This window comes from Conchiformibius kuhniae DSM 17694, from assembly GCF_000428785.1.
GTDB classification, from domain to species: domain Bacteria; phylum Pseudomonadota; class Gammaproteobacteria; order Burkholderiales; family Neisseriaceae; genus Conchiformibius; species Conchiformibius kuhniae.
Window position 1 is genome coordinate 74887 of the sequence record NZ_AUAP01000002.1, and the last position, 24592, is coordinate 99478.

22 protein-coding genes and 2 pseudogenes are annotated in these 24592 nt (G+C 52.6%); 4 read left to right on the forward strand and 20 right to left on the reverse strand.

Annotated features, from left to right (window positions below):
- The first annotated feature begins 323 nt into the window (after positions 1-323).
- Entirely contained in the window at positions 324-548 is a 225-nt protein-coding gene (locus tag G392_RS13490; protein WP_156900767.1) for a hypothetical protein, read from the forward strand.
- Positions 549-602: 54 nt separating this feature from the next.
- Here G392_RS13490 and G392_RS0102525 read toward each other — a convergent pair whose 3' ends face one another.
- The 5 genes from G392_RS0102525 to hemE form a co-directional block, all read right to left on the reverse strand.
- On the reverse strand, positions 603-1193 hold the full coding sequence (locus G392_RS0102525) for a 5-formyltetrahydrofolate cyclo-ligase (protein ID WP_027008954.1): 591 nt from the start codon (positions 1191-1193) through the stop codon (positions 603-605).
- Positions 1186-2226, reverse strand: coding sequence for a dihydroorotase (gene pyrC, locus G392_RS0102530; protein WP_027008955.1), 1041 nt, complete (start codon positions 2224-2226; stop codon positions 1186-1188). Before pyrC ends, G392_RS0102525 begins: the two co-directional genes overlap by 8 nt.
- A gap of 264 nt (positions 2227-2490) precedes the next feature.
- On the reverse strand, positions 2491-2709 hold the full coding sequence (locus tag G392_RS0102535) for a sulfurtransferase TusA family protein (RefSeq protein ID WP_027008956.1): 219 nt from the start codon (positions 2707-2709) through the stop codon (positions 2491-2493).
- Between the two features lie 12 nt (positions 2710-2721).
- Positions 2722-3021 (reverse strand): hypothetical protein, encoded by a 300-nt coding sequence (locus G392_RS11915; protein WP_051255530.1) that lies wholly within the window; start codon positions 3019-3021, stop codon positions 2722-2724.
- 9 nt (positions 3022-3030) lie between these two features.
- On the reverse strand, positions 3031-4095 hold the full coding sequence (gene hemE, locus G392_RS0102545) for a uroporphyrinogen decarboxylase (protein ID WP_027008957.1): 1065 nt from the start codon (positions 4093-4095) through the stop codon (positions 3031-3033).
- Between the two features lie 207 nt (positions 4096-4302).
- Between hemE and rpoD the strand changes: the two genes are divergently transcribed.
- A complete protein-coding gene (gene rpoD, locus G392_RS0102550) occupies positions 4303-6261 on the forward strand; it encodes an RNA polymerase sigma factor RpoD (RefSeq protein WP_027008958.1) in 1959 nt (652 codons plus the stop codon).
- Between the two features lie 107 nt (positions 6262-6368).
- Here rpoD and G392_RS0102560 read toward each other — a convergent pair whose 3' ends face one another.
- Complete coding sequence (locus G392_RS0102560; protein WP_027008959.1) at positions 6369-8735, reverse strand: LysM peptidoglycan-binding domain-containing protein; 2367 nt, start codon at positions 8733-8735, stop codon at positions 6369-6371.
- Between the two features lie 193 nt (positions 8736-8928).
- On the opposite strand from G392_RS0102560, the gene G392_RS12970 reads away from it, so the two are divergent.
- A complete protein-coding gene (locus G392_RS12970; RefSeq protein ID WP_169718729.1) occupies positions 8929-9645 on the forward strand; it encodes a class I SAM-dependent methyltransferase in 717 nt (238 codons plus the stop codon).
- A gap of 177 nt (positions 9646-9822) precedes the next feature.
- Here G392_RS12970 and recO read toward each other — a convergent pair whose 3' ends face one another.
- From recO to ccoG, 3 genes are read right to left on the reverse strand one after another with little or no spacing between them, the layout of a single operon-like run.
- Positions 9823-10584 (reverse strand): DNA repair protein RecO, encoded by a 762-nt coding sequence (recO, locus tag G392_RS0102570; protein WP_027008960.1) that lies wholly within the window; start codon positions 10582-10584, stop codon positions 9823-9825.
- Positions 10581-11120, reverse strand: coding sequence for a FixH family protein (locus tag G392_RS0102575; RefSeq protein ID WP_034334262.1), 540 nt, complete (start codon positions 11118-11120; stop codon positions 10581-10583). The genes recO and G392_RS0102575 overlap by 4 nt, the downstream gene beginning before the upstream one ends.
- Before the next feature lie 2 nt (positions 11121-11122).
- Complete coding sequence (ccoG, locus tag G392_RS0102580) at positions 11123-12550, reverse strand: cytochrome c oxidase accessory protein CcoG (RefSeq protein WP_027008962.1); 1428 nt, start codon at positions 12548-12550, stop codon at positions 11123-11125.
- 141 nt (positions 12551-12691) lie between these two features.
- On the opposite strand from ccoG, the gene G392_RS0102585 reads away from it, so the two are divergent.
- Positions 12692-13462 carry an ADP-ribosylglycohydrolase family protein gene (locus tag G392_RS0102585; RefSeq protein WP_027008963.1) on the forward strand — a complete coding sequence of 257 codons (771 nt, stop codon included), beginning with the start codon at positions 12692-12694 and terminating at the stop codon, positions 13460-13462.
- Between the two features lie 230 nt (positions 13463-13692).
- On the opposite strand, the gene nfsA is transcribed toward G392_RS0102585, so the two are convergent.
- From nfsA to adk, 11 genes and pseudogenes are all read right to left on the reverse strand, one after another.
- A complete protein-coding gene (nfsA, locus tag G392_RS0102590) occupies positions 13693-14430 on the reverse strand; it encodes an oxygen-insensitive NADPH nitroreductase (protein WP_027008964.1) in 738 nt (245 codons plus the stop codon).
- An 82-nt stretch (positions 14431-14512) separates the two neighbouring features.
- Entirely contained in the window at positions 14513-16294 is a 1782-nt protein-coding gene (gene ggt, locus G392_RS0102595) for a gamma-glutamyltransferase (protein ID WP_027008965.1), read from the reverse strand.
- Between the two features lie 144 nt (positions 16295-16438).
- Positions 16439-18064 (reverse strand): ABC-F family ATPase, encoded by a 1626-nt coding sequence (locus G392_RS0102600; RefSeq protein ID WP_027008966.1) that lies wholly within the window; start codon positions 18062-18064, stop codon positions 16439-16441.
- 142 nt (positions 18065-18206) lie between these two features.
- Positions 18207-18500, reverse strand: coding sequence for a hypothetical protein (locus G392_RS0102605; RefSeq protein ID WP_027008967.1), 294 nt, complete (start codon positions 18498-18500; stop codon positions 18207-18209).
- Positions 18501-18795: 295 nt separating this feature from the next.
- Positions 18796-19167, reverse strand: coding sequence for a hypothetical protein (locus G392_RS11925; protein ID WP_169718730.1), 372 nt, complete (start codon positions 19165-19167; stop codon positions 18796-18798).
- A complete protein-coding gene (locus G392_RS11930; RefSeq protein WP_034334320.1) occupies positions 19133-19345 on the reverse strand; it encodes an SMI1/KNR4 family protein in 213 nt (70 codons plus the stop codon). Before G392_RS11930 ends, G392_RS11925 begins: the two co-directional genes overlap by 35 nt.
- 28 nt (positions 19346-19373) lie before the next feature.
- Positions 19374-19534, reverse strand: a pseudogene (locus G392_RS14355) (IS481 family transposase); the annotation flags it as partial.
- A gap of 39 nt (positions 19535-19573) precedes the next feature.
- Entirely contained in the window at positions 19574-20425 is an 852-nt protein-coding gene (locus G392_RS13495) for a hypothetical protein (RefSeq protein ID WP_156900769.1), read from the reverse strand.
- 22 nt (positions 20426-20447) lie between these two features.
- Positions 20448-22946, reverse strand: coding sequence for a hypothetical protein (locus tag G392_RS13500; RefSeq protein ID WP_156900770.1), 2499 nt, complete (start codon positions 22944-22946; stop codon positions 20448-20450).
- A pseudogene (locus G392_RS13220) lies at positions 22946-23818 on the reverse strand (adhesin); the annotation flags it as partial. The pseudogene G392_RS13220 and the gene G392_RS13500, both read right to left, overlap by 1 nt.
- A gap of 83 nt (positions 23819-23901) precedes the next feature.
- A complete protein-coding gene (adk, locus tag G392_RS0102655) occupies positions 23902-24558 on the reverse strand; it encodes an adenylate kinase (RefSeq protein ID WP_027008971.1) in 657 nt (218 codons plus the stop codon).
- Between the last annotated feature and the right edge of the window lie 34 nt (positions 24559-24592).

The window sequence follows — 24592 nt, forward strand, 5'->3', positions numbered from 1 at the left end:
CGACAACGGTTTGGAATATTTGATGGGGGCAATCAGACGCGATTTTAACAAAAACGGCGCACGAAAGCACGGCGGGGCGTTGCGTTTTTGCCGCACCGTGCGGCGGTTGGGTTTCGGTTTGCCGCTATTTGACTGATAATCAATCAAATATCAAAACCGCACCATCATTTGACCGACAAATACCACACCATCATGCCCGCACAAACAGAAAGCCAAGTCGAAGCGCAACAAACTAGGACGTGTCATCAATTAAAATTTTCTAATATAAATCAGCATAATACCAAAACGCCGTCATTCCCGCGAATGCGGGAATCCACTGCCTGATGTTTGTGAAGCAAGCACAGCTTGGGTTGGAACGAAGTGAAAACCCAACATTTTTCCGAAAATTTATGGATTTTGTTGGGTTTGCGCTTCGCGCCAACCCAAGCTACACCTGTGTGGGAATCCAAGTCAAAGCACGAGAAACCTTGATAAAACATGGCTTGCCAAGCATCGGGAGATGGATTCCCGTATTTGCGGAAATGACGGCACTTGTTGTATTGAGCTGATTTTATTTGGAAATATTAAAAAACGATGCGCCGGTTGATTTCTTTATTCTTTGATTATTTAGGAAATTTTACCAAACCCGTTTCGCAGGCAAAGGCATCGACACGCATGTCGTGCGCTTGGACGGGAACGGCGGGGCAGCGTTGGCAGGCAAAGCCCGCGCCCACCGCCAAAGGACGGCGCGAACCGGCGGCGGCGAGCGTGGCATCGTAAAATCCGCCGCCCTGTCCGATGCGCCGTCCGCACCCGTCAATGCCCACCAACGGCACAATCAGCATCTGCAACCGTTCGGCACGGATTTTGCGTCCGCCAAACTGCGGAATGTCGGGCGCGGCGGCGCGGCGGCGTTCGGGGCGCAGCGACGGCGCGGGGTAGGGCGTGAACCACAGCCGTTTGCCCGTACGGGCGATATAGGGCAGATACAGCCGTGCGCCGCGTTGTTGCGCGGTGCGGACAAAAGCATCAAGGCGCAGTTCGCTGCCCGCCGCCCAATATACGCCGATGCGTTTCCCGCGTTTAATCAGTGGTTTGAGCGCGTTGTTGGCTAGGCGTTCGGCGCGGCGGCGTTGTGCGGGGGCAAGTGCGGCACGGGCGCGGCGCAATTGTCGGCGCAAAACGGCTTTATCGGAAACGGTCTGTTCAATCAACGGATTGTACCTGCCAAGCCAATTCTTCGCCCGCACACATCGGAATAACCGTATCGTTGCCGAATGCGAAACTTTCCGGCACACGCTGCGGCTGTTTCACCAGCGTGATGGTACGCGGGTTTTCCGGCAGCCCGTAAAAACGCGCGCCGTTTTGCGAGGCAAAGGCTTGCAATTTGTTCAATGCACCTGCCTGTTCAAAAACTTGCGCGTAAAGTTCAATCGCAGTCGCCGCGCTGAACACGCCCGCACAGCCGCAGGCGTTTTCTTTGGCGTGGCGCGGGTGCGGCGCGGAATCGGTGCCGAGAAAGAATTTGTGCGCCTTCCCGCCCGTTACCGCTTCCACCAAAGCGCGGCGGTGGCGTTCGCGTTTCAAAATCGGCAGGCAGTAAAAATGCGGGCGCACGCCGCCCACCAGCAGATGATTGCGGTTGAACATCAGATGTTGCGGGGTAACGGTGGCGGCGATATTGTCGCCCGCCGCGCACACCAAAGCGGCGGCATCGGCGGTGGTGATGTGTTCAAACACCACTTTCAAATCAGGCACTTTTGCCAAAACGGGCTGCAACACGCGCTCGATAAACACCGCTTCGCGGTCGAAAATGTCGATTTCGGGGTCGGTTACTTCGCCGTGTACCAGCAGGCGCAAATCCTGTTTGGCGATTTCTTCCAATACCGGCAATAACTTAAACAAATCGGTTACGCCCGAATCGGAATTGGTGGTCGCGCCGGCGGGATACAGTTTGAACGCGACAATGCCGGCGGCTTTGGCTTCGCGCACGGTGTCGGGCGTGGTGTGGTCGGTGAGATACAGCGACATCAGGGGTTGGAACGGATTGCCCGCAGGCACGGTGGCAAGGATTTTTTGTTTGTAATCCAATGCTTGTGCAACGGTGGTAACGGGCGGTTTCAGGTTCGGCATCATCAGCGCACGCCCCATTTGGCGGGCAGTGTGTGGCACCACCGAGCGCAGACCGTCGCCGTCGCGGACGTGCACGTGGAAATCATCGGGTTGGATAATGGTGAGGGTTTGCATGGCGGAAGTCCTTGTGGAAAAGGGGAAAAGTTTTCATGAAGTCTAAGCCTAGGCGTATCATTATTTAAACTTTTATACTGAAAATTCAGTGTGATATCAAAAATCCGTCATTCCCGCGAATGCGGGAATCCACTGCCTGATACTTGGCAAGCGATGTTTTATCAAAGCTTTTTGTGCTTCGATTTGGATTCCCGCCTACGCGGGAATGACGATGCCGTGTTTTTTCAGTCAATTGATGACACGCCTTAAAGCGTGTCGGAATAATTATTTATGGCGTATGACCAGCGTAAACACGCCGTCCGCGCTGCTTTCCGAGCGCAGCAGTTCGTGTCCCGTGTGGCGGCAAAACGCGGCGAAATCATCGGGTGCGCCCGCATCGGTGGCAAGCACGGTCAAAACCTCGCCCGCCGCCATGCCCGCCAAGGCTTTTTTTGCCCGCAAAATGGGTAGGGGGCATTTCAGTCCGGTTACGTCCAGTTGCATGGTGTGCTTCCTTTATTGTTGCGCCAAAAGCCGCATTTTAAACCAAGTCGCCATGCCGTACAGCAGCACGCCCGCGCCGCCGAGCAGGGCAAACACGATGCCTTTTTTCCGCGCATTCGGGCAAAACCAATACAGCGACAGGCTGAAGCTGAAAAACAGCGACACCGCCACCCACAGCATTTTGCGGCTGCCCGCAAAACGGTTGAGCGTGTGGCTTTCGTTCAGCACCACATACATTTGCCACAGCGCCGCCAAGCCAATCAGGGGAATGCCCGCCACATAGCCGAAAGCAATCCAATCCAGCGTACTCATGATGCTTCCTTAAAGCGCGTGATACGGGCGCGACAGTTCGTGTACGGCTTCCACCAAAATTTCCGCGTGTTCGGGCGGGGTAAACTGATTGATGCCGTGTCCCAAATTAAACACATGACCGCTTCCCGCGCCGTAATCGGCGAGAATTTGCGCGGTTTCGGCGCGAATGCGCTCCGGCGTGCCGAACAGCGTAAACGGGTCGAGATTGCCCTGCAACGCCACTTTGCCGCCCACCCGCGCCCGCGCCTGTCCGATATGGCAGGTCCAATCCAAGCCCAGCGCGTCCGCGCCGCAATCCGCCATCGCTTCCAGCCACAAACCGCCGCCTTTGGCAAACACGATAACGGGCACGCGCCGCCCCTCGTGTTCGCGGGTCAAGCCATGGATAATCTGCGTGATATACGCCAAACTAAACTCGCGGAACGCGCCGTGCGACAACACGCCGCCCCAAGTGTCAAAAATCTGCACCGCCTGTGCGCCGTGAGCGATTTGCGTGTTCAGATATTCGGTAACGGCGCGGGCGTTCACGTCCAAAATGCGGTGCAGCAGGTCGGGACGGGCGTACATCATGGTTTTGATATTGCGGAAATCCTTGCTGCCGCCGCCTTCCACCATATAACACGCCAAGGTGAACGGGCTGCCCGAAAAACCAATCAAAGGCACGCACCCGTCCAAGGCCTTGCGGATAGAGGCAACGGCATCAAACACATAGCGCAATTTTTCCATATCGGGCACGGCGAGCGCGGCGACATCGTTTTCGTTTTGTACGGGCTTGCCGAATTTGGGGCCCTCGCCCGCCGCAAAATACAGCTCCAAACCCATCGCATCGGGCACGGTGAGAATGTCGGAAAACAAAATCGCCGCATCCAAATCAAAGCGTTCCAAAGGCTGTAAGGTTACTTCCGTTGCCAACTCGGTGTTTTTGCACAAATCCAAAAAACTGCCCGCTTCGGCGCGGCTGGCGCGGTATTCGGGCAGGTAGCGACCCGCTTGGCGCATCATCCACACCGGCGTGTATTCAACGGGTTGGCGCAGCAGGGCGCGTAAAAAGGTGTCGTTTTTCAGGGCGGTCATCACGGTTTTTCCATCGGGTTGAAACGCACGATTATACCCGCGAAAACGCGCTTTCGGGCGTTTGCCTGCCGCCGTTTGCCCAATGGCAGACATTGCCCCGCCCGTATTTTTGATATAATTTGCGCCGGTTTGTCCCTTGAAATTGATAAACAAGCCATAATATTGGGGAAAACGTCCGCAATACCGATTTACGAAAGCAGCAAAACCATGTCCCAACATGCCTACCACAACGACAACGAAGAACAAAACACCGATGACAACCGTCCGCTCACGCCCGAAGAGCAGCGCGAGCGTTTGCGCCGCCTGATTATCTTCGGCAAGGAGCGCGGCTACATCACCTACGCCGAAATCAACGACGCGCTGCCGGACGACATGTCCGATGCCGAACAAATCGACAACATCGTCAATATGATTCAAGGCTTGGGCATTCAGGTTACCGAAGAAGCACCCGATGCCGAAACCCTGCTGATGAGCGACAACAGCGCCGCCATCACCGATGAAGACGCAGTGGCGGAAGCCGAAGCCGCGCTTTCGCAAGCCGATTCCGAATTCGGGCGCACCACCGACCCCGTACGCATGTACATGCGCGAAATGGGGCAAGTGGATTTGCTCACCCGCGAAGACGAAATCATCATTGCCAAAAAAATTGAAAACGCCCTGAAAAACATGATTCAGGCGATTTCCGCCTGTCCGGGCTCGGTGGGCGAAATTTTGGCACTGATTGACAAAATCAAGAAAAACGAAATCCGCGTGGACGAAGTGGTGGAAGCCATCATCGACCCGAACGAAGTTTTGCTCAACGAGTTGGGCTTGGGGCATTTGGAAAACGCCCCCACCCCCGCCGCCAACAACAATGATACCAACACCGAAGAAGACGGCGATGCCGATGAAGACGGCGACGACGACGACGGCGATGTCAACGGCGGCATGGAAACCAATGTGGAAGAACTCAAAGCACAGGTACTGGAGCATTTCAAACACATCCAAAAAAGCTACGACAAAATGCTGGCAGCACTGGCAAAATACGACAGCAAACACAGCAAATATCTGGAGCACCGCAGCGCGATTGCCGCCAAACTGCTGGAAGTGCGCTTTGCCACCCGCCAAATTGAAAGCCTGAGCGAAAACCTGCGCGGCAAAGTGGAGCGCATCCGCAAACTGGAGCGCGAAATCCGCGACATCTGCTTGGAGCGCGTGCAAATGGAGCGCGAATATTTCCTGCAAAGCTTCCTGCCCAACGCCACCAACCTGAATTGGCTGGCAGAAGAAATCGCCAAAGAACGGGTGTGGAGCGGCGCATTGGAGCGTTTCCAGCACGCCATTTTGGAAAAGCAAACGGAAATGGCGCAATTGGAACAAAATGCCTGCATTTCCATTGCCGAGCTGAAAGAAATCAGCAAAAATATGGTGTTGAGCGAAAAAGAAACCGCCGCCGCCAAGCAGGAGATGATTCAGGCAAATTTGCGTTTGGTGATTTCCATTGCCAAAAAATACACCAATCGCGGTTTGCAGTTTCTTGATTTGATTCAGGAAGGCAATATCGGGCTGATGAAGGCGGTGGACAAATTCGAATACCGGCGCGGTTACAAATTTTCCACTTACGCCACATGGTGGATTCGCCAAGCCATCACCCGCTCCATCGCCGACCAAGCACGCACGATTCGCATTCCCGTGCATATGATTGAAACCATTAATAAAATGAACCGCATCTCACGCCAATACCTGCAGGAAAACGGCGAAGAACCCGATTCGGCGAAGCTGGCGGAGCTGATGGAAATGCCGGAAGACAAAATCCGCAAAATCATGAAAATCGCCAAAGAGCCGATTTCGATGGAAACCCCCATCGGCGATGACGATGATTCGCATCTGGGTGATTTCATTGAAGACATCAATAATGTCGCTCCTGCCGATGCGGCGATGTATTCCAGTTTGCGCGAGGTAACCAAAGACGTGTTGGAAAGCCTGACCCCGCGCGAGGCGAAGGTGTTGAGAATGCGTTTCGGCATTGATATGAACACCGACCACACGCTGGAAGAAGTGGGCAAGCAGTTTGACGTTACCCGCGAGCGTATCCGCCAAATCGAGGCGAAAGCCTTGCGCAAACTGCGCCACCCCACCCGCAGCGACCGTTTGAAGAGCTTTTTGGACAGCGAAGACGCGAAGTAATCCGAATCCCGTTTGTGGCGGCAAACGGGATTTTTTGCGGCATGGTGTTTGGGTCAAAAAAATCCTTGCAATTGGTTTTGCAAGGATTTTTGTGCGGCAACGCTGTTTTAGCTGGAAATCAGACGAATGGTTTGTCCGGTTTTCAGGTTGGACGTGCCGTTGTTCAGGCGTTTGATTTCGTTGATGTTCAGGTTGTAGCGGGTGGCGATGCTGTGCAGGGTGTCGCCTTTGCGCACGGTGTAGGACGCAGGCGTGGTGCTGCGTGCTGCGGTTGCCGCGTTGCCGGAAACTTTGCTGAGCGGGTTGCGCGATGCCGCTTTTTTGCCGCCGCCGATGCGCAAAACCTGCCCGATGCGGATGTGGTTGTTGCGGATGCCGTTGGCGTGAATCAAATCGGCAACGTTGATGTTGTAGCGTTGGGCGATGTTGTAGAGTGTGTCGCCTTCGCGGACTTTGTGCGTGCCGTTGTGCTGCTGAATGTTGGCGGAAGCGCGGATGGCCTGTGCCACGGGGTCGCCCGCTTCACGCGCTTGGCGGATGCTGGCAAGCTGTTGTGCTTGTTTGAGTTTTTCGGCACGCAGACGCTCTTGCTCGCGGCGTTTGGCTTCTTTGGCTTCGGCAATGCGGGCGGCACGTTCGGCGGCGGCACGGGCTTTGGCGCGTGCGGCTTCTTTTGCCAAACGGGCGGCTTCGGCGCGTTCTGCCTGTGCGTTGGCTTGGGCAACGGTGGAGCGTGCCGCTTGCAGGGCTTGGCTGCGTTGTTTTGCCAATGCCATCAGGGGGTCGTCTGCAAACGTGTTTGCTGCTGCCGGTTCGGAAGCGGCGCGGACGCTTTCGTCTGCAAAGGTTTCGGCAACAGCCGTATCGGCAGCAGGGGCGGAAGCCGCACCGTTGGTTACATCGGCAAAGGCAAAGTGTTCGCTTGCCACTTGTACGGCTTTGTCGGCGTGTTTTTCGGTAACGCTTTTGGCAACGGTTTCGGTTTTGGCGGCAGCAGCTTTATCCGCTTTGGCGGCTTCGGTGAAATTAAAGCTGACGGCGGCTTTGGCGGCGGTTGGTGCCGTTTCGACTGCGGGAGCGGACGCTGCTGCTGCCGCCGCACCGCGTGCCGCCGCTTCGACAATCGGGTCGTTCACGGCGCCGTTTTCAACAAAGTTGATGAAATTCGCCTGTTTTTGCGCGGGGGTGTTTTGGGCAAGGGCGGAGGCGGGTGCGGCGGTGTCGGCGGCAGTCAGCACGGGCGCTTGCTCCACATAGGTGTCGGGAACGGGGTCGTTGTCGGCTTTGGCAAAGTTCAGCGAGATGTTTTGGTTGGTGTTCAGGCTGTTGTTGCGGCTGACCAAGATGCTTTTGCCTGCCGACACGCGGTTGCCGTTGATGCCGTTCAGGCGGCGCAATTCGCCTACGGGCGTATTGGTTTTGGCGGCGATGTCGCTCAGGGTCATGGTGTAATCGGGGGTGTATACGTCCCACGAAAGCAGGGCGCGGGCATCGGTGTTGCGGTAGTTGTTTTCAAAGGTTTTGACCGCAGCCACCGGCAGCAGCATTTTGCGCCCGTTTTTCGGAATGAACACGGGGGTTTTGAAGCCCGGATTGAGCGCGAGAAACTCGCTTTCGGGAATGTTTGCCAGATGCGCCGCCGCCATCACGTCCATCGGGGTGTCCACGCTGACCGCTTGGAAATAGGGGCTGTGTTGGATGTCGGGCAGTTGCAGCCCGAAGCTGTGCGGATTGCGTACCAGATTGCGTACCGCCAGCAGCTTGGGAACGTAGTTGCGCGTTTCGCCGGGCATGCGCAGGTTTTCGTAGGTGGGCGGCAGCCCCGATGCTTGGGCGCGGCGGATGGCGCGGGTGAGGTTGCCTTCGCCCCAGTTGTAGGCGGCCAGTGCCAACGACCAGTCGCCAAACAGCCCGTGCAGGTATTGCAGGTAGTTGAGTGCGGCGTTGGTGGAGGCGTACACGTCGTGGCGGCCGTCATAAAGCGGGGTTTGCTCCAAGCCGTAATGGCGGCCGGTGGCGGGCATGAACTGCCACAGCCCCGATGCGCCCACGTGCGAGCGGGCTTTGGTGACATACGCGCTTTCGATAAAGGGCAGCAGTGCGATTTCGGCGGGCATGCCGCGCTTTTTCACCTCGTTGGTGATGTGGAACATATAGGGCTTGCTGCGGTCGAGCGTGCGTTTGAAGTAGGCGCTGTTGTTGGCGAATTTGTTTTCGTGGCTGCGTACCAGATTGGGGTGTACCTCGCCCAAGCGGAAATCGTGGGCAAGCTGTTTCCACACGCTGCCGCCGAAAATGCGCTGTGCGCCGGTATCGGCTTTGCCGGCTTTGGCAAGCTGGGCATTGTCGCTTAAAACCGATGCGTTCAAGCGCATCATCGCCATGCCGGAAGCTTCGGGATTGTGGACTTCTTTGCCGTGTGCGGCAGCGCACAAACCGCCAACGGCAACGGCCAGAGATTTTAGTGGTTTCATAACGTTTTCTTTATATGATGACTCAATCGCTTGGTTGAGGGGTTGGGACGAAGGTCAGACAGAACCTATCGTAAGGTTTTCAAGTTGATGTGTCAATGGTCGGGCAAGTAAAATAATGCCTTGCGGCGGATTCGGGCGGGCGGCACGCGGCGGCGGCGCGGCAAACGCGCGGTGTTTTGACAAGGAAAACAAGATGATTGACGGATTGGGCGCATTGCGCGGCTGGTGGGAAAAAAGCGAATTGGGTCAATATGTTTATGCACAGGAGCGTGATTTTTTCCGTGCGGCGGCGCAAGAATGCGGCGGACGGCGCGCGCTGCTGGCGGGGGCGTTTGCCGCAGATGCAAAATCCGATTTCGGCTTATGCGGCATGGTGTTGCAATGCGGCACACTTCCGGCGGACGTGTTGGCGGACGCGGCGGCGCTGCCTTGGCGCGGCGAATGTTTCGACACCGTGCTTGCCATGCACCCCGCCGATTTCGGTGCGGACGCGCACGCGGTGCTGGCGGAGCTGTACCGTGTGGTGCGCCCCTACGGCCATGTGGTGCTGACGGGTTTTAACCCGCATTCGTTGTGGCGCATCGGCGGTAAAGTGCCGCAAGTGGCGCATTCGCTGCCGTTTGCGCGGTTCAAACAATGCGTGGCGCAAACGGGCTGGCAGGTGGTGCGCGGGCGTTTTATCCATTATCTGCCGCCGGTGTCGCGGCGGGTGTGGATTCGGCGTTGGCGTTTTTTGGAGTTGGCGGGCAACCGTTGGTGGCCGCACGGGGCGGCGGTGTACGGCGTGGTATTGAGAAAGCGGCAGGCGGGCATGCGGCTGCAAACGGATTGGGCGGACGGGCGCGTGTTTGGCGGCGAAATGGCGGTGGCGTTGGCGCGGCGTGCCGGCAAAGCTGCAAATACGCGGTAGGGCGCGTCATCAATCAACTGCAAAAGCACCGCGCCGTCATTTCCGCGCAGGCGGGAATCCAAAACAAATTGTAAAAATCATTGATAAAACTTCGCTTCACAAACATCAGGCAGTGGATTCCCGCCGGCGCGGGAATGACGGCGTATTTTTATATGATACTGATTTAATTGGAAAAATTCAAATGATGACACGCTCTGGTGGTGCGGGCGGCAAACGGCTTTTGAATGCCTTAAGCTGCTGTAGCACCGTGCGCGTTTGCGGCTCGGGCAGGCGGAAACCGACCAGCATTTTCATCAGCGCGGCGGCAGCGCGCACATCGCCGTCATCGTCCAAAATACCGTTGCGTATGCCCGCCAGCACCCTGCCGTACACCGTGATGCCCGCATCGGGCGCGGGCGCACCGTCCGGCAAGCGTTGCGGTGGCGACTCGGGGCAAATGCGGTAACGCGCCTGTGCGGACACCGCGTTGCCGTCCGCGTCCTGCTGCCAATCGGCGCACAAACCGAGCGCGTGCAGCAACGCCCATTCAAAACGGCGCAACGCGGCGGTATGGCGGCGGTGGCAGCAAATATCGCGCAAAGCCTGCGCCAGCGCATCATAAAGCGGCGGATTCGGGTCTTCGGGCGCGGTGAGCCTGCACACCAACTCGTTCACATACAGGCTGCTGAACAGGCTTTGCCCCTGCGGCTGCGCCCACCCGCCCAACCATTCGGCACGGTGCAGCGTTTTCAATTCTTCCCTGCCGTACCACGAAGCCGAAAACGGCACAAACGGCACCACCACCCCGCGCAATTCCGAACCGCGCGTCCGCGCACTGCGGGCAAGCAGGGCAACGCGCCCGTAATCGCGGCTGAACACCTCCAAACGCAAACTGTTTTCGCGCCAAGCCTTGCTGTGCAGCAAAAATACGGGCTGACCGTTGATGCGGTCGCGGCTCACGGCGCGGCGGGCTTGGGTTTCAATTCCACCGCACCGCCCTGATTGGGCAGCCACTTGGACTGTACCCGCCATTGCCCGTTGGCATCTTCCACCCGCACATACCAATGCGCCGCCGCCGCCAAAGGCGCAAACGTCGCCTGATATTCCGCCTTGTCGCCCGAAGTACCGCCCGCCTTGAGCGGCACGGTTTGGTCAAACGCCTGCTTGGCGGGGTGCATCAGCACCAACTGCAAGGGCTGCTCGCGGGGAAAATCGCCCGACACGAACACTTTGGCGGCATCGGCTTGCGGATTGAACAACACCTGCGCGGTAATCTTGCGCTTGGCGGCTTCGCTGTCGCGCTCGATTTGCAAATTGATGTGCTTGCCGTCTTTATAATAATCATCGCTGACCATATCGTCCGCAGTCGAGCTGGCAAAATAAAAACTGGCAAACGCGGCAACCACCACAATCATCGGGCCTGACATCAGCAGCCAAAACACCTTTTGCCTGTACCAAGGCAGGGCATCGCGGTTGGGGGAAGGGGATTGGGTCATGCTTACTCTCCGATAAAGCTGGCTTTTTCGCGAATGGTGCGGGCTTGGTTTTCGGGTGCGCCGGCGGGGCGGTAGCGGAACTCGAACTCAATCGGGTGGCTGCCCCTGTCGGCGTATTCGGGCTGGGTGGACACCTGCACCGGCACCGACACCAACTCCCCGCCCGGAATTTCCAAGCCCTGTTCGGGCAGTCCGTTCAAACGGATGTCTTCAAAACCACGCACCACCGCCGACACGATTTGCGGCTGTTCGCTGGCATTGTTGATGTTCAAACGGTAGGCGTTTTCCAACATGCCCAATTTGTTTTCGCGCACCATCACGCCACGGTCTTTGATGATGTCGATGTGCATGGTTTGGCGCGTGAACAGCCCCACCACCAAACCGATGGCGGCAATGCCCAAAAAACCGCCGTACAACGCCACTTTCGGGCGCAACAGCCGTTTTTTGATGTCTGCATCAGTGTATTCGTGTTTGAGTACCGCTTCGGTGGTATAGCGAATCAAACCGCGCGGATAAGCCATCTTGTCCATAATCTCATCACAGGCATCGATGCACGCCGCGCAGCCGATGCACTGGTATTGCAAACCTTCGCGGATGTCGATGCCGACAGGGCACACCTGCACGCACATATTGCAGTTGATGCAGTCGCCCAAACCCGTTTCGCCGCGTTGTGCGGTTTTTTTCCGCGCCCCGCGCGGTTCGCCGCGTGCTTCGTCATACGAAATAATCAAAGTATCGTGGTCGAACATCGCGCTTTGGAAACGCGCATACGGACACATGTGCAAACACACTTTTTCGCGCATGATGTGTCCCAAAAGCCATGTGAAGCCCGCATAAATCGCCGCCGTCAGCACCGCGCCGAAGCCCGCCGTGCCGGCAAACAGCGCGGGCACAAATTCGCGAATCGGCACGAACCAGCCGGCAAAGGTGATGCCCGTCCAGCCCGCCACTGCGGCAATCAGCAGGTATTTGGTCAGCTTGACGCGGATTTTGTGCAGATTCCACGGCGATTTTTCCAGCTTCAGGCGTTGGTTGCGGTCGCCTTCGACCAGATGGTCAATCCACAGCATGATTTCGGTGTACACCGTTTGCGGGCAGGCGTAGCCGCACCACAAACGTCCGGCAATGGTCGTCCACCAAAACAGCCCGAAGGCGCACACCATCAGCAAGCCGCTTAAAAACAGCAAATCGTTCGGCACGAGCACCATGTCGAAAATATAAAAATGCCGTCCGGGAATGTCGAACCACACCGCTTGTCGTCCGTGCCACATCAGCCACGGCATGCCGTAGAAAAACAATTGCGTGGCAGCCAGCACCGCCAAACGCAGCTTGGCAAAACGCCCTTCGGCTTTTTTGGGGTGGATGCGTTGTCCTTCGGGGTGGATTTCGATGACTTTCCGGCTTTTTGGTGTTTTGTTTGCGTCCGTCATGGCGTATTCCTGAGTCCTGAATGATGTTTTTGTTGTGGCGCGATTATACGCCTTTTGCGGGGGCTGTTGCGTTTATCGGGGCAATCGGCTTTATAATGCGCGGCTGTGGCAGATTGCCAATTTGGAAAGGAGCAAAACATGATGTTGGGTGCGGCAATCGGCGATGTGGTCGGTTCGCGGTTTGAGTTTGCCAATTATCGGGCAACGGATTTTGCCCTGTTTACCGACAAATCGGGCTTTACCGATGATACGGTTTGCACGGTGGCGGTGGCGGAATGGGCGTTGGGCGGGTGTCGCGGCGATTTGGCGGTGATGCTGCAACGCTGGTGTCAGCGTTATCCGCAGGTGAGCGGCAGCTACGGCGCACGTTTCGGGGCGTGGCTGTGGTCGGCGTCGCCCGAGCCGTACCAAAGCTGGGGCAACGGTGCGGCGATGCGGGTGTCGGCGGTGGGGTGGCTGTTTGACTCGCTCACCGACACGCTCAATGCCGCGCACGATTCCGCCGCCGTTACCCACAACCACCCCGAAGGCATCAAGGGGGCGCAGGCGGTGGCGGCAGCGATTTTTTGGGCGCGTAGCGGCGAAAGCAAAAGTTTTATCCGCCAAAACATTACCGATTTTTTTGATTATGATTTGTCGCAAAGCTGCGGACAAATCCGTCCGCATTATCAATTTGACGAAAGTTGTCAAGGCACGGTGCCGCAGGCATTGACGGCGTTTTTGGAAAGCGAAGGTTTTGAAGATGCGGTGCGTTTGGCGGTATCGCTCGGCGGCGACAGCGATACGGTGGCGGCGATTGCGGGCAGTGTTGCCGAAGCCTATTACCGCGCCTTGCCCAAGCAGATGGTGTTGGAAACGCTGCGGCGGCTGCCCGATGAAATGATTGATATTTTGGCGCGCGTTCCTGCGTAAGCAAAACGCTTATCCGTAGGGATAAGCGTTGGCACGATGGCTTTTGCCGTCAGGGTGTGTTGTCAATTTACCAAAAAACTTCTATACCGTCATTCCCGCGAATGCGGGAATCCAAAACAAGTTCAAACAAACCTTGATAAAACATTGCTTGCCAAACATCGTGCAATGGATTCCCGCATTCGCGGGAATGACGGCGTGGTGTTTTTTCGGCTAATTGACGACACGCCCGTTTAGCGTTTGGCAAAGCCCTGTTTGTTGAGATACGCCAGCATTTCGGGGCGGATTTCGCCGTTCAGGGTGTCGTTGATTTGTTTGCGCCAGTCCAAATCCAAATTGCGCAGGTTTTGATAGTAGTCGGCAACGGTTTGGTTGTAGGCTTCCAGCACGGCGGGGTCGGCGGGGCGGTATTCGTTTTCCGACAGCACCGCCGCCAAAGGCAGGCGCGGACGCTGTGCCGGCTCGTGGGCGGGGTGTCCCAAGCACATGCCCACCAAGGGAATCACGTGTTCGGGTGTGTTGAGAATGGCGGAAACGCGGTTGATGTCGTTGCGCACGCCGCCGATGTACACGCCGCCCAAGCCGAGTGATTCGGCACTCAGCAGCACGTTTTGCGCGAACAAACCCACGTCCACCGCGCCCACCATCAACACTTCAATCCAATCGGTTTGCGCTTGGGCGGCAAAGTGGTGGTGGCGTTTGGCATCGATGCAGAACACCAGAAATTCGGCGCAGCTTTCCACATAGTGATGGCCTTTGGGAATGCCGCCCGCCGCCACTTCGCGGATTTGTTTGCGCTTTTCGGGGTCGGTAACGCGAATGACGCTCACGCTTTGCAAAAAGCTGGAGGTGGACGCCATTTGCCCTGCGGCAAGCACGGCTTCGAGCATTTCGGGGGCGATGGCTTCGCCGGTAAATTTGCGGATGGAACGGTGGTTCATCGCGGTGGTGAGTACGGCTTGGCTTTGCATGGTGTGTGCCTTTTTGGGGTTGGGAGAGTGGGGATTATATCGCCAATCGCCCGAGCGGGAAAAGCGATTGGCGTGGTGCGGTTCAGTCGCCCATCACTTTCCCTTCGCGGCGCGGGTCGGCGGCACCAATCAAGCCTTGTTTGCCGATAACAATCGCCTGCACGCCCGAATTCAAATCGCGCACTTGGGTTTTGTAGCCCAGTTGCTGCAAAGGCTGTTCCCATTTGGCGGCGGCGGTGTTTTCCTCCAGCTCGTAAGTGCCGAAGCGGTTGAGCATATTCGGCAGCGACACCGCCTGCTGAATGTCCATGCCCCAATCGGTGTGCGCCACCAGCGTTTTGGCAACGTAGCCGATGATGCGGCTGCCGCCCGGCGAACCCACCGCCATATACGGACGACCGTTTTCCATCACAATGGTCGGCGCCATAGACGAGCGCGGCCGTTTGCCGCCTTCTACGCGGTTGGCAACGGGTTTGCCGTTTTTCTCCGGTTCAAAGGCGAAATCGGTCAATTCGTTGTTGAGCAAATAACCGTTTGCCATCAAGGTTGAACCGAAAGCGTTTTCAATGGAGGTCGTCATCGACAGCACATTGCCCTGCGCGTCCACGATGGAAATGTGGCTGGTGGACGGCAGTTCAATCGCGGGCGCGGCGGCATGTTTGGCGGACACGTCGCCCGCCGACACTTCAGGCAGCGCGTTGCCGCTTTGACGCAACAGCTCGGCGCGTTTGTTTAAATATTCTTTGGATAACAACTGCTTGGTTGGAACGTGGACAAAATCGGGGTCGGCAACATACACATCGCGGTCGGCAAACGCCAAACGCGAAGCATCGCCGAGCAAACGCCACGAATCCGCTTGGTCGGGCGCGGAAGCCTTGCCGTCAAATTGGTTCAAGATGCCGAGAATCTGTCCCACCGCAATCGCGCCGGAGCTGGGCGCACCCATGCCGCACACCTGATATTGGCGGTAATCGGCGCACACCGCTTCGCGCTCGATGATTTTGTAATTTTTAAAATCGCGCATCGCCAGCACGCCCGGATTATCTTGGGCATTTTTCACCGCATTGACAATATTTTGCGCGTATTCGCCATCGTAAAACGGTGCGGAGCCTTTCGCCGCCAAAGTTTTCACGCTGTCGGCAAAAGCTTGGTTTTTCAACAGGCTGCCTGCCTGAAGCGGCTGTCCGTTGGGAAGAAAATAAGCGGCGGTTTGCGGATAACGCTTGAGCGCGTCCGCGTTTTGCTCAATGGATTTGGCCATGCGCGGCGATACTTTAAAGCCTTGTTCCGCCAACATAATCGGTTTTGCAAACAGTTCTTTCCACGCCAATTTTCCGTAGCGTTTGTGCAAATGTTCCATCAATTTGGGAACGCCCGGCGTACCGACCGAGCGTCCGCCCACCACCGCGTCCATAAATTTCAAAGGCTTGCCGTCTTTGTCCAAAAAAAGCTGCGGCGTGGCGGCGGCGGGGGCGGTTTCCCGCGCGTCAAAAGTGGTGAGTTTTTTCGCCTGATTGTCCCAATAAACGACAAACGCGCCGCCGCCCAAGCCCGAAGATTGCGGCTCCACCAAGCCCAGCGTGGTTTGCACGGCAATCATCGCGTCCACCGCGCTGCCGCCGCGTTTGAGCACTTCGTAGCCCGCTTCGGTGGCGAGCGGGTTGGCGGAAGCCGCCATAAATTTTTGTGCATAAAAGGCTTTTTGTTCGGTCAAGCCCGTGCCGCGTTCGGGGGCGAAAGCGTCCGCGCCCTGTGCGGCAGGGCTGTGATTGGCTTGCTGTGCAGACGGTGGCAAGGAATGATTGCCACAACTTGCCAACAACAAAGCGGCAGCCAATGCAAAACTGTGTCGGATAAATTGCATGATATTGTTCCCTAGAAACCTTGATAAAACATCGCTTGCCAAAAATCAGGCAGTAGATGCCCGCATTCGCGGGAATGACGGCGTATTTTTTTATTGAACTGATTTTCAATAGAAAAATTTAAATAATGACACGCCCTAATCCAATTACGCCAAACCTTTTTTCGCCAAATAGCTTTCGTAATCGCCCAAATAATGTTCAAAACCGCCTTTTCCGTCCAATTCAATCACCTGCGTTGCCAAAGACGACACAAACTGACGGTCGTGCGACACAAAAATCAGCGTGCCTTTGTATTTTTCCAAAGCCATGTTCAGCGACTCGATGCTTTCCATGTCCATATGGTTGGTCGGCTCGTCCATAATCAGCACATTCGGCTTCAACAACAATAATTTGCCGTACAGCATGCGCCCTTTTTCGCCGCCCGACAACACTTTTACCTGCTTCACCACATCATTGCTGCCGAACAGCAAACGCCCCAAAGTGCCGCGAATAACTTGCTCGTCATCGCCTTCCTGCCCCCATTGGCGCATCCATTCGGTCAAATCCATGGATACGTCAAAATCGTTTTCGTGGTCTTGCGGATAATAGCCGATGGTCGCTTTTTCCGCCCATTTGATGCTGCCTGAATCGGCTTGCACGTCCGACAATTTTTCGTCAAACGCGCCCGCCAGCAGTTTCAACAAAGTGGATTTGCCCGCACCGTTGGGGCCGATGACCGCCAAACGCTCGCCCGCTTCCAAAATAAAGCCCAGTTTTTCAAACAATTTGTTTTCAAAAGATTTTGCCAAACCGTCCACTTCCACCGCCTGACGGTGCAGCTTGGATTTTTCGTCCATTTCAAAACGGATATAGGGATTTTGACGGGTGGACGGTTTCACTTCCACCATTTCCGCCTTGATTTTGTCCGCCTGTTTCAGACGGCTGGTGGCTTGGCGGGCTTTGGATTTGTTTGCCGAGAAACGCGCCACAAATTCTTGCAATTCTTGCAGTTTTTCTTTGGCTTTGGCATTATCTTTCAGCGTGCGCTCGCGGGCTTGCGCGGACGCGAGCATATAATCGTCATAATTGCCGGGATAAATGGTGATGGTGTTGTAGTCCAAATCCGCCATATGGGTGCAGACTTCGTTCAAAAAGTGGCGGTCGTGCGAGATGATAATCATGGTGGAATCATATTGGTTCAACACGCCTTCCAGCCAACGGATGGTATTGATGTCCAAGTTATTGGTCGGCTCGTCCAGCAGCAGAACATCGGGCTTGGAAAACAGGGCTTGCGCCAGCAACACGCGCAGTTTGAAACCGGGCGCGACTTCCGCCATCGTTGCGTTGTGCAGGGCTTCATCGATGCCCACGCCGCTCAACAGTTCGGCAGCACGCGCTTCGGCGGTGTAGCCGTCATATTCGGCGAATTTGGCTTCCAATTCGGCGGCATGCATATAGTCGTCTTCGGTGGCTTCCAAATTGGCATAGATGGCATCGCGCTCGGTCATCGCCGCCCACATTTCGGTATGCCCCATCAATACCACGTCCAACACGCGCTTGTCTTCGTAGGCGAACTGGTCTTGGCGCAGCTTGCCCAAACGCACGCCGTGCTCGATGGCGACTTCGCCGGAAGTTTGCTCCAAATCGCCGCCGAGAATTTTCATAAAGGTGGATTTGCCCGAACCGTTGGCGCCGATTAAGCCGTAGCGGTTGCCTTCGCCGAATTTGACGGATACGTTTTCAAACAAGGGCTTTGCGCCGAACTGCATGGTGATGTTGTTGGTGGAAATCATGGTGTTGCAAAAAATCAATGATACATAATAGCGTGAATTGTAGCACGTTTCCCCTATACAGACTGCTTTGCCTGTGTGGACGCAATCATGTATATAATAAAAACCGTGTTTATATGGATTTGGATAAGCAAGAGAAATGGTTTTATGATTTAGGATAGTGCCAGCCCAGCCCCGACAGGGTAATCACACCATCTTTAATATCTACATAATCATGGCTATTGATAATAAAGAGCCAATCTTCGTCTTTGGCATTTAAAAACGCCTCGTAAATATCATCATAGAAATAGTCTTTAATTAACATGACAAGTGCTTCAGGATAATACAGACAAACAGTGCGTATATCAGGATAATAGCCCAATTCCAATGCCACTTCTGCTAATTCGCGTTCGTATTTTAGATTTTCAGCAATGGTGTCGGTTGCAATCTCATCAATCATTTCATTACATTCTTGTTCACACCTCTGTAAAAATTCGTCAATGGGAATGAGCATTGTCCAACGGTGCAATTCGTATTCAACAGGCTGGGAATAGTTTAGCCATCTTGCTACAACATTCGTATAGCTTAATTCATTTCCTGATACTAATCATTTTGAAAATCCTATTTATCTATCACTTGTAATCTCATTAGAGTGTATTCTCGTTTGTTTTGTATACGCGAATGTGTGCCAAAAATACCGCCGTATAAGCAAATTGGGGCATGTCATAGTCTAGCTAGGATAGCTTCTTTAAAAATTACAATAATCTACCTGTTGTTAATTCTTTAAAATCATTGTTTTCTTCCCCAGTAATAGGACATATAGTAATTTGACGATAAAATTTTAAAAAGTCAAATAATGTGCCAAATTCTTTAACTTCATCGGTATCCGTATCCCATTCATAAATAATGTCATTATTATTTTCAAGAAGCATAAAATATTGAAATCTATACTCATTTATACCAGCGAGTACAAAATATTTTTTTTCCACCAGATTAATATTCCCCATATTTTTAATGAACTCTTGGCAATCTGGGTCTTCTTGTATTTCTATGTTTGAAATATTAAAAAAATAATAAGCATCTATTGTATCTCTATATATAAATATCCTCCCCAAATAACAGTCCACCAGAACACTTGCCCATTGTCATTAATAATTCTTTCAATTGACCATGAATAGGAAAGTTATATTTTTGTTCAATTTGCCTGATTTCATCTTCGGTATAACCTTGAATGAGTTCAGGGCGTTCAATAAATTGATTTTTAGGATTTTTAATGCTTAATAGCATTTGAATTAAATTGCTCATAATGTGTAGAAAATCGCCGAGTTGTTTGCAAAACAGGTTGTGAAAAATAAGCCTGCAACACTTCAAAAGGCGTATCACCGTTTAAACCACCATGGGTTTCACCGTATTATAGAAGTTCACAAAACAGCATAGCTTTTTGTGGCGGTGTTCTCTGCTCTCAAATACCTGTTTGTCGTGCCACATTTGCATAATAAAAAAACAGATTGCCGAAGCAAATCCATCTGTTGGTCAATTCGCTTTGGTGATATCTGTTTTTGTCAGCAAATTCTTTGCCTTTAATAAAACATGAATTTCATCAGGAATTTCATCGTCTTCCAAAAATTCATAAAAGGTTAAAATAGTTTCTTCGGGGGTGTAAATCCGTTCGCGCATGGTGCACATGGTTTTAAGCCAATGAACAACGCGATACATATGTCCGCGTGTATAGGTTTCACGCAGTTCTTTGCCTAGAACCTGCCGCATGGTTTTATTGAGTTTTTCTTTTTCGTATTCGCCATAGGCATAATGGCGTAAAACCGCATACATTAACGCAACTAATCCTGTTTTAGCGGTTAAACGGACGGGCTTATCGCCTTTAAAGTGCTGATAAACCTCAATACCGCGCTGATAATCTCGGGCAAACAGGCATTGCTGCAAATAGGAATAAAATAAATCTTTTGTCATACCCTTTGAAGCAGAATATTGCCTAGGGTAACGGTCTTCAAATATCCATAAATTGCTTTGCGCCAAACATTCGCGCCATGCTTCCACTACTTCAGCACTGTCTTGACCGCTTTGCAACCATTTTACGCCCGCAAGTGCCTGATAGATTCTATAAACATGACGTGGTTTCCAATCTACTTCTTGTTTTAAGGCAATGGCGGTATTTAACCACGACAAAGCAGTGGGTAGAAACAGGTCAAATAAATCTTTTTGTCCGACACTGTAGGCATAAAAAATATCCAACAATAAATAATATGCTTGCGAGCCATGCATAATATTTTGTTCTGTGCTGGTTTGATTAACATTAAATTGGTAACTGAATCCATCTTTTTGATGGGTTGAAAGAGTTTTTAAAATATCATTTTTAATGATTTGCACGATTTTTTCCTATCTAATTGGGTTAATTATTGAATTTATTATCATTGCGATATTTTTGAATGACTTCCTGCCCCTTTAAGGCTCCGCTACCAACTGTTCGAGTTTCAAAATTACCTTGTTGTAAATTAGCGAGTGTTTTTCGTTGAATTTCGGCTGATAAAGAAGAGTCTCTAATGGCTCTTTTTGCTTCTTCCTTGGCATTCTCCAAAGCTCCACTTTGTTTGCCTGATTTGGTTTTAGCATCGCTGTCAAAAGTGGGGGAAATTTTCAATTTCCCACCATTACTACGGTATTTACTGTCCCATAACACCACTTCATGTGTTCCGGGGTGTATCGAAATAATATCGCTACCGTGTCTACCTACTTTGTCTCCCCATTTTAATACAATATAACCTTGTTCAGCAACGTAATTTGCCAGTTTGATTTCTGCTATATATCCGCGAATATGAGAGTCAATATTCTTTTCTGTGGATTTTCCTTTGGGCGAAATTTTCTCGGGTTTGTAGTCCCAACCTGCAGCAGGGGCAGGTAAGTTTGGATGCAAGGTTTCTCCATTAAATAAGCGCTTGGATTGGTCGGTTAACCGATTTGCAGATAAGGTATCTTGAGGGTTGGATTGGTTGGAATGTGGAGGTGTGTTTTCTGTGGCAAGATTGTGTTCATTATTGCTATGGTTTTTATCAACATGCTGATTAAAATTAGATTTACTTGAAGCATGGCTGCTGTTGGCGGTGTTGTTGCGTACCCGTTCATTAACAGACAAGCGGTTGCCTCCGCCTTGCTGTACATTTGATGTGCCATAGCGCGAATCAAAGTATTCTTTGTTCAGTTTGGTGTTGTCTGTTGTTTGGGTTTTACCAGATGAAGTATTGCTTTTGCCGTGTGCAGTTGTGCCGTGCGGGGTGGTGGTATCGGGCTTTCTATATGGCGGCAGGGTTGGGGTATCGGTTGAATGATTGCTACCTTTTGTTGCGGTAGATTGGCTGCTGTGCCTGTGTACTGCCGCTTCGGCAAAATCGTTACCCACAGGAACACGTCCCGCAGGTTTGTCGGTTCGGGATGGCTGATTGGACGCGCTGCTCCGTGTGCCATTGCTTGGATTGCTTTTGGCAGTATGGTTGGCTGTGCCTGTCGGGGTGGTTCTATTGGCTTGGTTGTTATTGTTTTTAGCAGGGGCTTTGTTGTTTTTATTGTTATTTGTAGTGGTTTTGCTGCTTGCTGTGGTTTGGCTGGTGGTTTGTGGATTGGATGTTTTACCTGCCGTGCTTCTGGTATTTCTGCCTGTACCTGCTGCGGCTTTCCCTGATGTACCTTTGTTGATAGCGCCTGTAGCACGCGCCCCCAGTATGGTGGCAGCAGTATTGCCTGCCAGTTTAAGGTGTTCATGGGCTTCGGGATGGGATTTTGCCCATTCTTTATATGTATTGCCAATATTGGAAACAGTTTGTTTGATATTATCCGGTGTATATTGTTGGTAAGCGTAGCCTACTGCTTTATTTATACCTGTTGCGCGTATTAAAGTATCGGGTATGGTTCCCGCTGCTTGAAATACACCGTTGCCTACATGGCTTATTTTTCCTGCCAGGCTAAAATCATCGGGTGCGTTACCCCCTGCCCAAATGCGGTTGTGGGCTTCGCGTAAATTATCTTGGGTCTGGTCGCCCACTTCTTTAAAGTGGTCGTCCAGTTCACGGGAATATTTTCCAATGTTTCCTTGAGTTTGTTCCCAAGCAGACAGTTTATTACTGCTGCAGATTTTTTGTCCTGGAAAAAAAGAATAAGCATAGCTTTCGCATTCGGTATGATTTGCTTCTTCCCCCCAAAACTCTCCATCAGGTACTTTGCGGCGGTAATCGGGATTAAATATATAAGGCGGTCGTCCTGATGAAGGTTGTGCCTGTGATTGTTGGCGGACATATTCGTCAAGTAATCGGCTGCGTTCTTGTGGTGAAGTTCCATGTTGCTTGGATACTTCATCACGAAAACGGTTATAGCCTTTGATTTCGGGTAGGATTGCGTTGAAAGCGGCTTGTTGGCTCAAATAGTGGCTGTTTTTGCCAATGACGCCAAACAGGGCATATCCCGAATAATCTCCTTTACTTTGAATACCTATTGTGCTTAATTGCCCTACGATTGAAGTATAACCATCATCGGCATCTTTTCTTTCTTTAATGCTTTTAGCCCATCGGTTTCCCCATTCGGGACCGGGAGCCAGTACACTTTCTATTTCGTTATAGGCGCGGTTGCTGTATAATGTATAGCCTTGACTGCGATCTGCAATGCCAACGCCATCTATGGATAATATTGCTTCATATTCATAGGCTTTATGTTTTTTAAAATATTTGTCAGGGTTGGTTGGCAGTTTGGGGAAGGGATTATGGGTAGGTAAAACCAATCTGCCATGTTGATCAATCTGTGGGGGTGCGGGTGCTGTAGCGGCATATGTGGCGGTAGCTGATAAAATACTGATACAAATTATCAGGTTTATCAATAAATTTTTCAATGAAATTGATAATTTCACTGGTTTGTTCCTTTGCCGTAAGGCTCAATATCTGAAAAATCCACCATCAATCCATCTGCTTTTTGTAATTTTTTATGTATTTTATATGGACCTGTCCATAAGGCGTATTGTTCGCGGTAGGCAGCTTCATAGGCATTTACTTTGGGATTAATCAGCAGTTGCTTATTGTTTCTATCTACCGCAAAATATTCTAATTTTGTTTGTGCCCGTAATGTTTCTGCATTATATAAATGCAGTTCTGTACGGCTGCGGATGGTGCCAAATACATCTACATTCACAAATACGTCTGTATCTGCATATTGGGCAGGTACGACATCAATACCGCGTAAGAAAAAAACAGTTTGTACCAAGTTGTTTAGATAGGATGTATCTTTGGGGTTGGGCATTAAAGTTTCATTTCGGTATTCACCCATACCATTATTAGTTAAACCCATTGTGCGGCGGATGGTTTTTTTGCCTGTTTGGGTTTTGGAGGTGCTGGGGGAATTTAAAATAGATGTGGATTGGGTTGTACTGTTCAAGCCGTCGGCTGTGGTATTGGCATTGGTGGTATATTGGGGATAATCATGGTTTGTGGTAGATACAGGATTATTTGAATATTCGCCGCGAATCAGTGCATCGATAGAATAACGCCCTCCGGAAATTGTGCCTGAGCCTTGGTCGCCCATGGTAGAAACATATAATGCAACTTTACGTCCTTGTAGTGCGTGTAAATCCATGTCTTTGACGGCGGCACGGGCAGATGCAGAAACCAGTTCTTGTTCTACGGCAAAGCGCTTGCCGCCACCATGTGCGGGAATGCCTGTTAGTGTTCCACAGGCACTTAAGAAAAATGTGGTGATAAAGGCAAGGAATATTGTTTTGGCAGACATTGATTTAATCTTTATTGTGTAGCGATGGTCAATACCTCCCACCCCTACACCTTGTTGGGCTGCGGGGCGGGAGGGGAAGCAGTTTAAGCGTTTGCCTGTTGCAATTGGCTTAAAATTTCGTTTTTCACGGTGTCCACGCTCTGCAAGCCGTTTACTTTGATGTAGCGGGGGGCGCGTTCGCCTTGGAAGTTGCCGTAAAAATCAATCAAAACGGCGGTTTGTTCGTGATACACGGCAAGGCGTTTTTGTACGGTTTCGGCGCGGTCGTCTTCGCGCTGCACCAAATCTTCGCCGGTTTCATCGTCTTTGTCTGCCACTTTGGGGGGATTGTGGACGATGTGGTAGCTGCGCCCTGATGCCAAATGCACGCGCCGTCCGCTAATGCGTTCGATGATGGCGGCATCGGGTACGGCGATTTCGACAACGGCGTCCAAGTTTACGCCTGCTTGTTGCAGGGCTTGGGCTTGGGCGAGGGTGCGCGGAAAGCCGTCAAACAAAAAGCCGTTGGCGCAGTCGGCTTGGGCGATGCGTGCTTTGACCATGGCGATAATCAGGTCGTCGCGCACCAGTGCGCCCGCGTCCATGATGGCTTTGGCTTCCATGCCCAAAGGTGTGCCGGCTTTGATGTTGGCGCGGAGCATGTCGCCGGTGGAAATTTGGGGAATGTTGAAGGCTTGGGTGATGAATTGCGCTTGCGTGCCTTTGCCCGCACCGGGTGCGCCCAGAAGTAAAACGTTCACGGGTGTTCCTTGTGTTGCTGGAAAAATCAGACGG

Coding starts and splice junctions, on each gene's coding strand:
- G392_RS12970 (WP_169718729.1), top strand. CDS start 8,929: ATGATTGACGGATTGGGCGCATTGCGCGGCTGGTGGGAAAAAAGCGAA.
- G392_RS0102535 (WP_027008956.1), bottom strand. CDS start 2,709: ATGCAACTGGACGTAACCGGACTGAAATGCCCCCTACCCATTTTGCGG.
- G392_RS0102575 (WP_034334262.1), bottom strand. CDS start 11,120: ATGACCCAATCCCCTTCCCCCAACCGCGATGCCCTGCCTTGGTACAGG.
- G392_RS0102600 (WP_027008966.1), bottom strand. CDS start 18,064: ATGATTTCCACCAACAACATCACCATGCAGTTCGGCGCAAAGCCCTTG.
- pyrC (WP_027008955.1), bottom strand. CDS start 2,226: ATGCAAACCCTCACCATTATCCAACCCGATGATTTCCACGTGCACGTC.
- hemE (WP_027008957.1), bottom strand. CDS start 4,095: ATGACCGCCCTGAAAAACGACACCTTTTTACGCGCCCTGCTGCGCCAA.
- rpoD (WP_027008958.1), top strand. CDS start 4,303: ATGTCCCAACATGCCTACCACAACGACAACGAAGAACAAAACACCGAT.
- G392_RS11915 (WP_051255530.1), bottom strand. CDS start 3,021: ATGAGTACGCTGGATTGGATTGCTTTCGGCTATGTGGCGGGCATTCCC.
- G392_RS11930 (WP_034334320.1), bottom strand. CDS start 19,345: ATGAGCAATTTAATTCAAATGCTATTAAGCATTAAAAATCCTAAAAAT.
- G392_RS0102605 (WP_027008967.1), bottom strand. CDS start 18,500: ATGATTGATGAGATTGCAACCGACACCATTGCTGAAAATCTAAAATAC.
- ggt (WP_027008965.1), bottom strand. CDS start 16,294: ATGCAATTTATCCGACACAGTTTTGCATTGGCTGCCGCTTTGTTGTTG.
- ccoG (WP_027008962.1), bottom strand. CDS start 12,550: ATGACGGACGCAAACAAAACACCAAAAAGCCGGAAAGTCATCGAAATC.
- G392_RS0102585 (WP_027008963.1), top strand. CDS start 12,692: ATGTTGGGTGCGGCAATCGGCGATGTGGTCGGTTCGCGGTTTGAGTTT.
- nfsA (WP_027008964.1), bottom strand. CDS start 14,430: ATGCAAAGCCAAGCCGTACTCACCACCGCGATGAACCACCGTTCCATC.
- G392_RS13490 (WP_156900767.1), top strand. CDS start 324: ATGTTTGTGAAGCAAGCACAGCTTGGGTTGGAACGAAGTGAAAACCCA.
- G392_RS0102560 (WP_027008959.1), bottom strand. CDS start 8,735: ATGAAACCACTAAAATCTCTGGCCGTTGCCGTTGGCGGTTTGTGCGCT.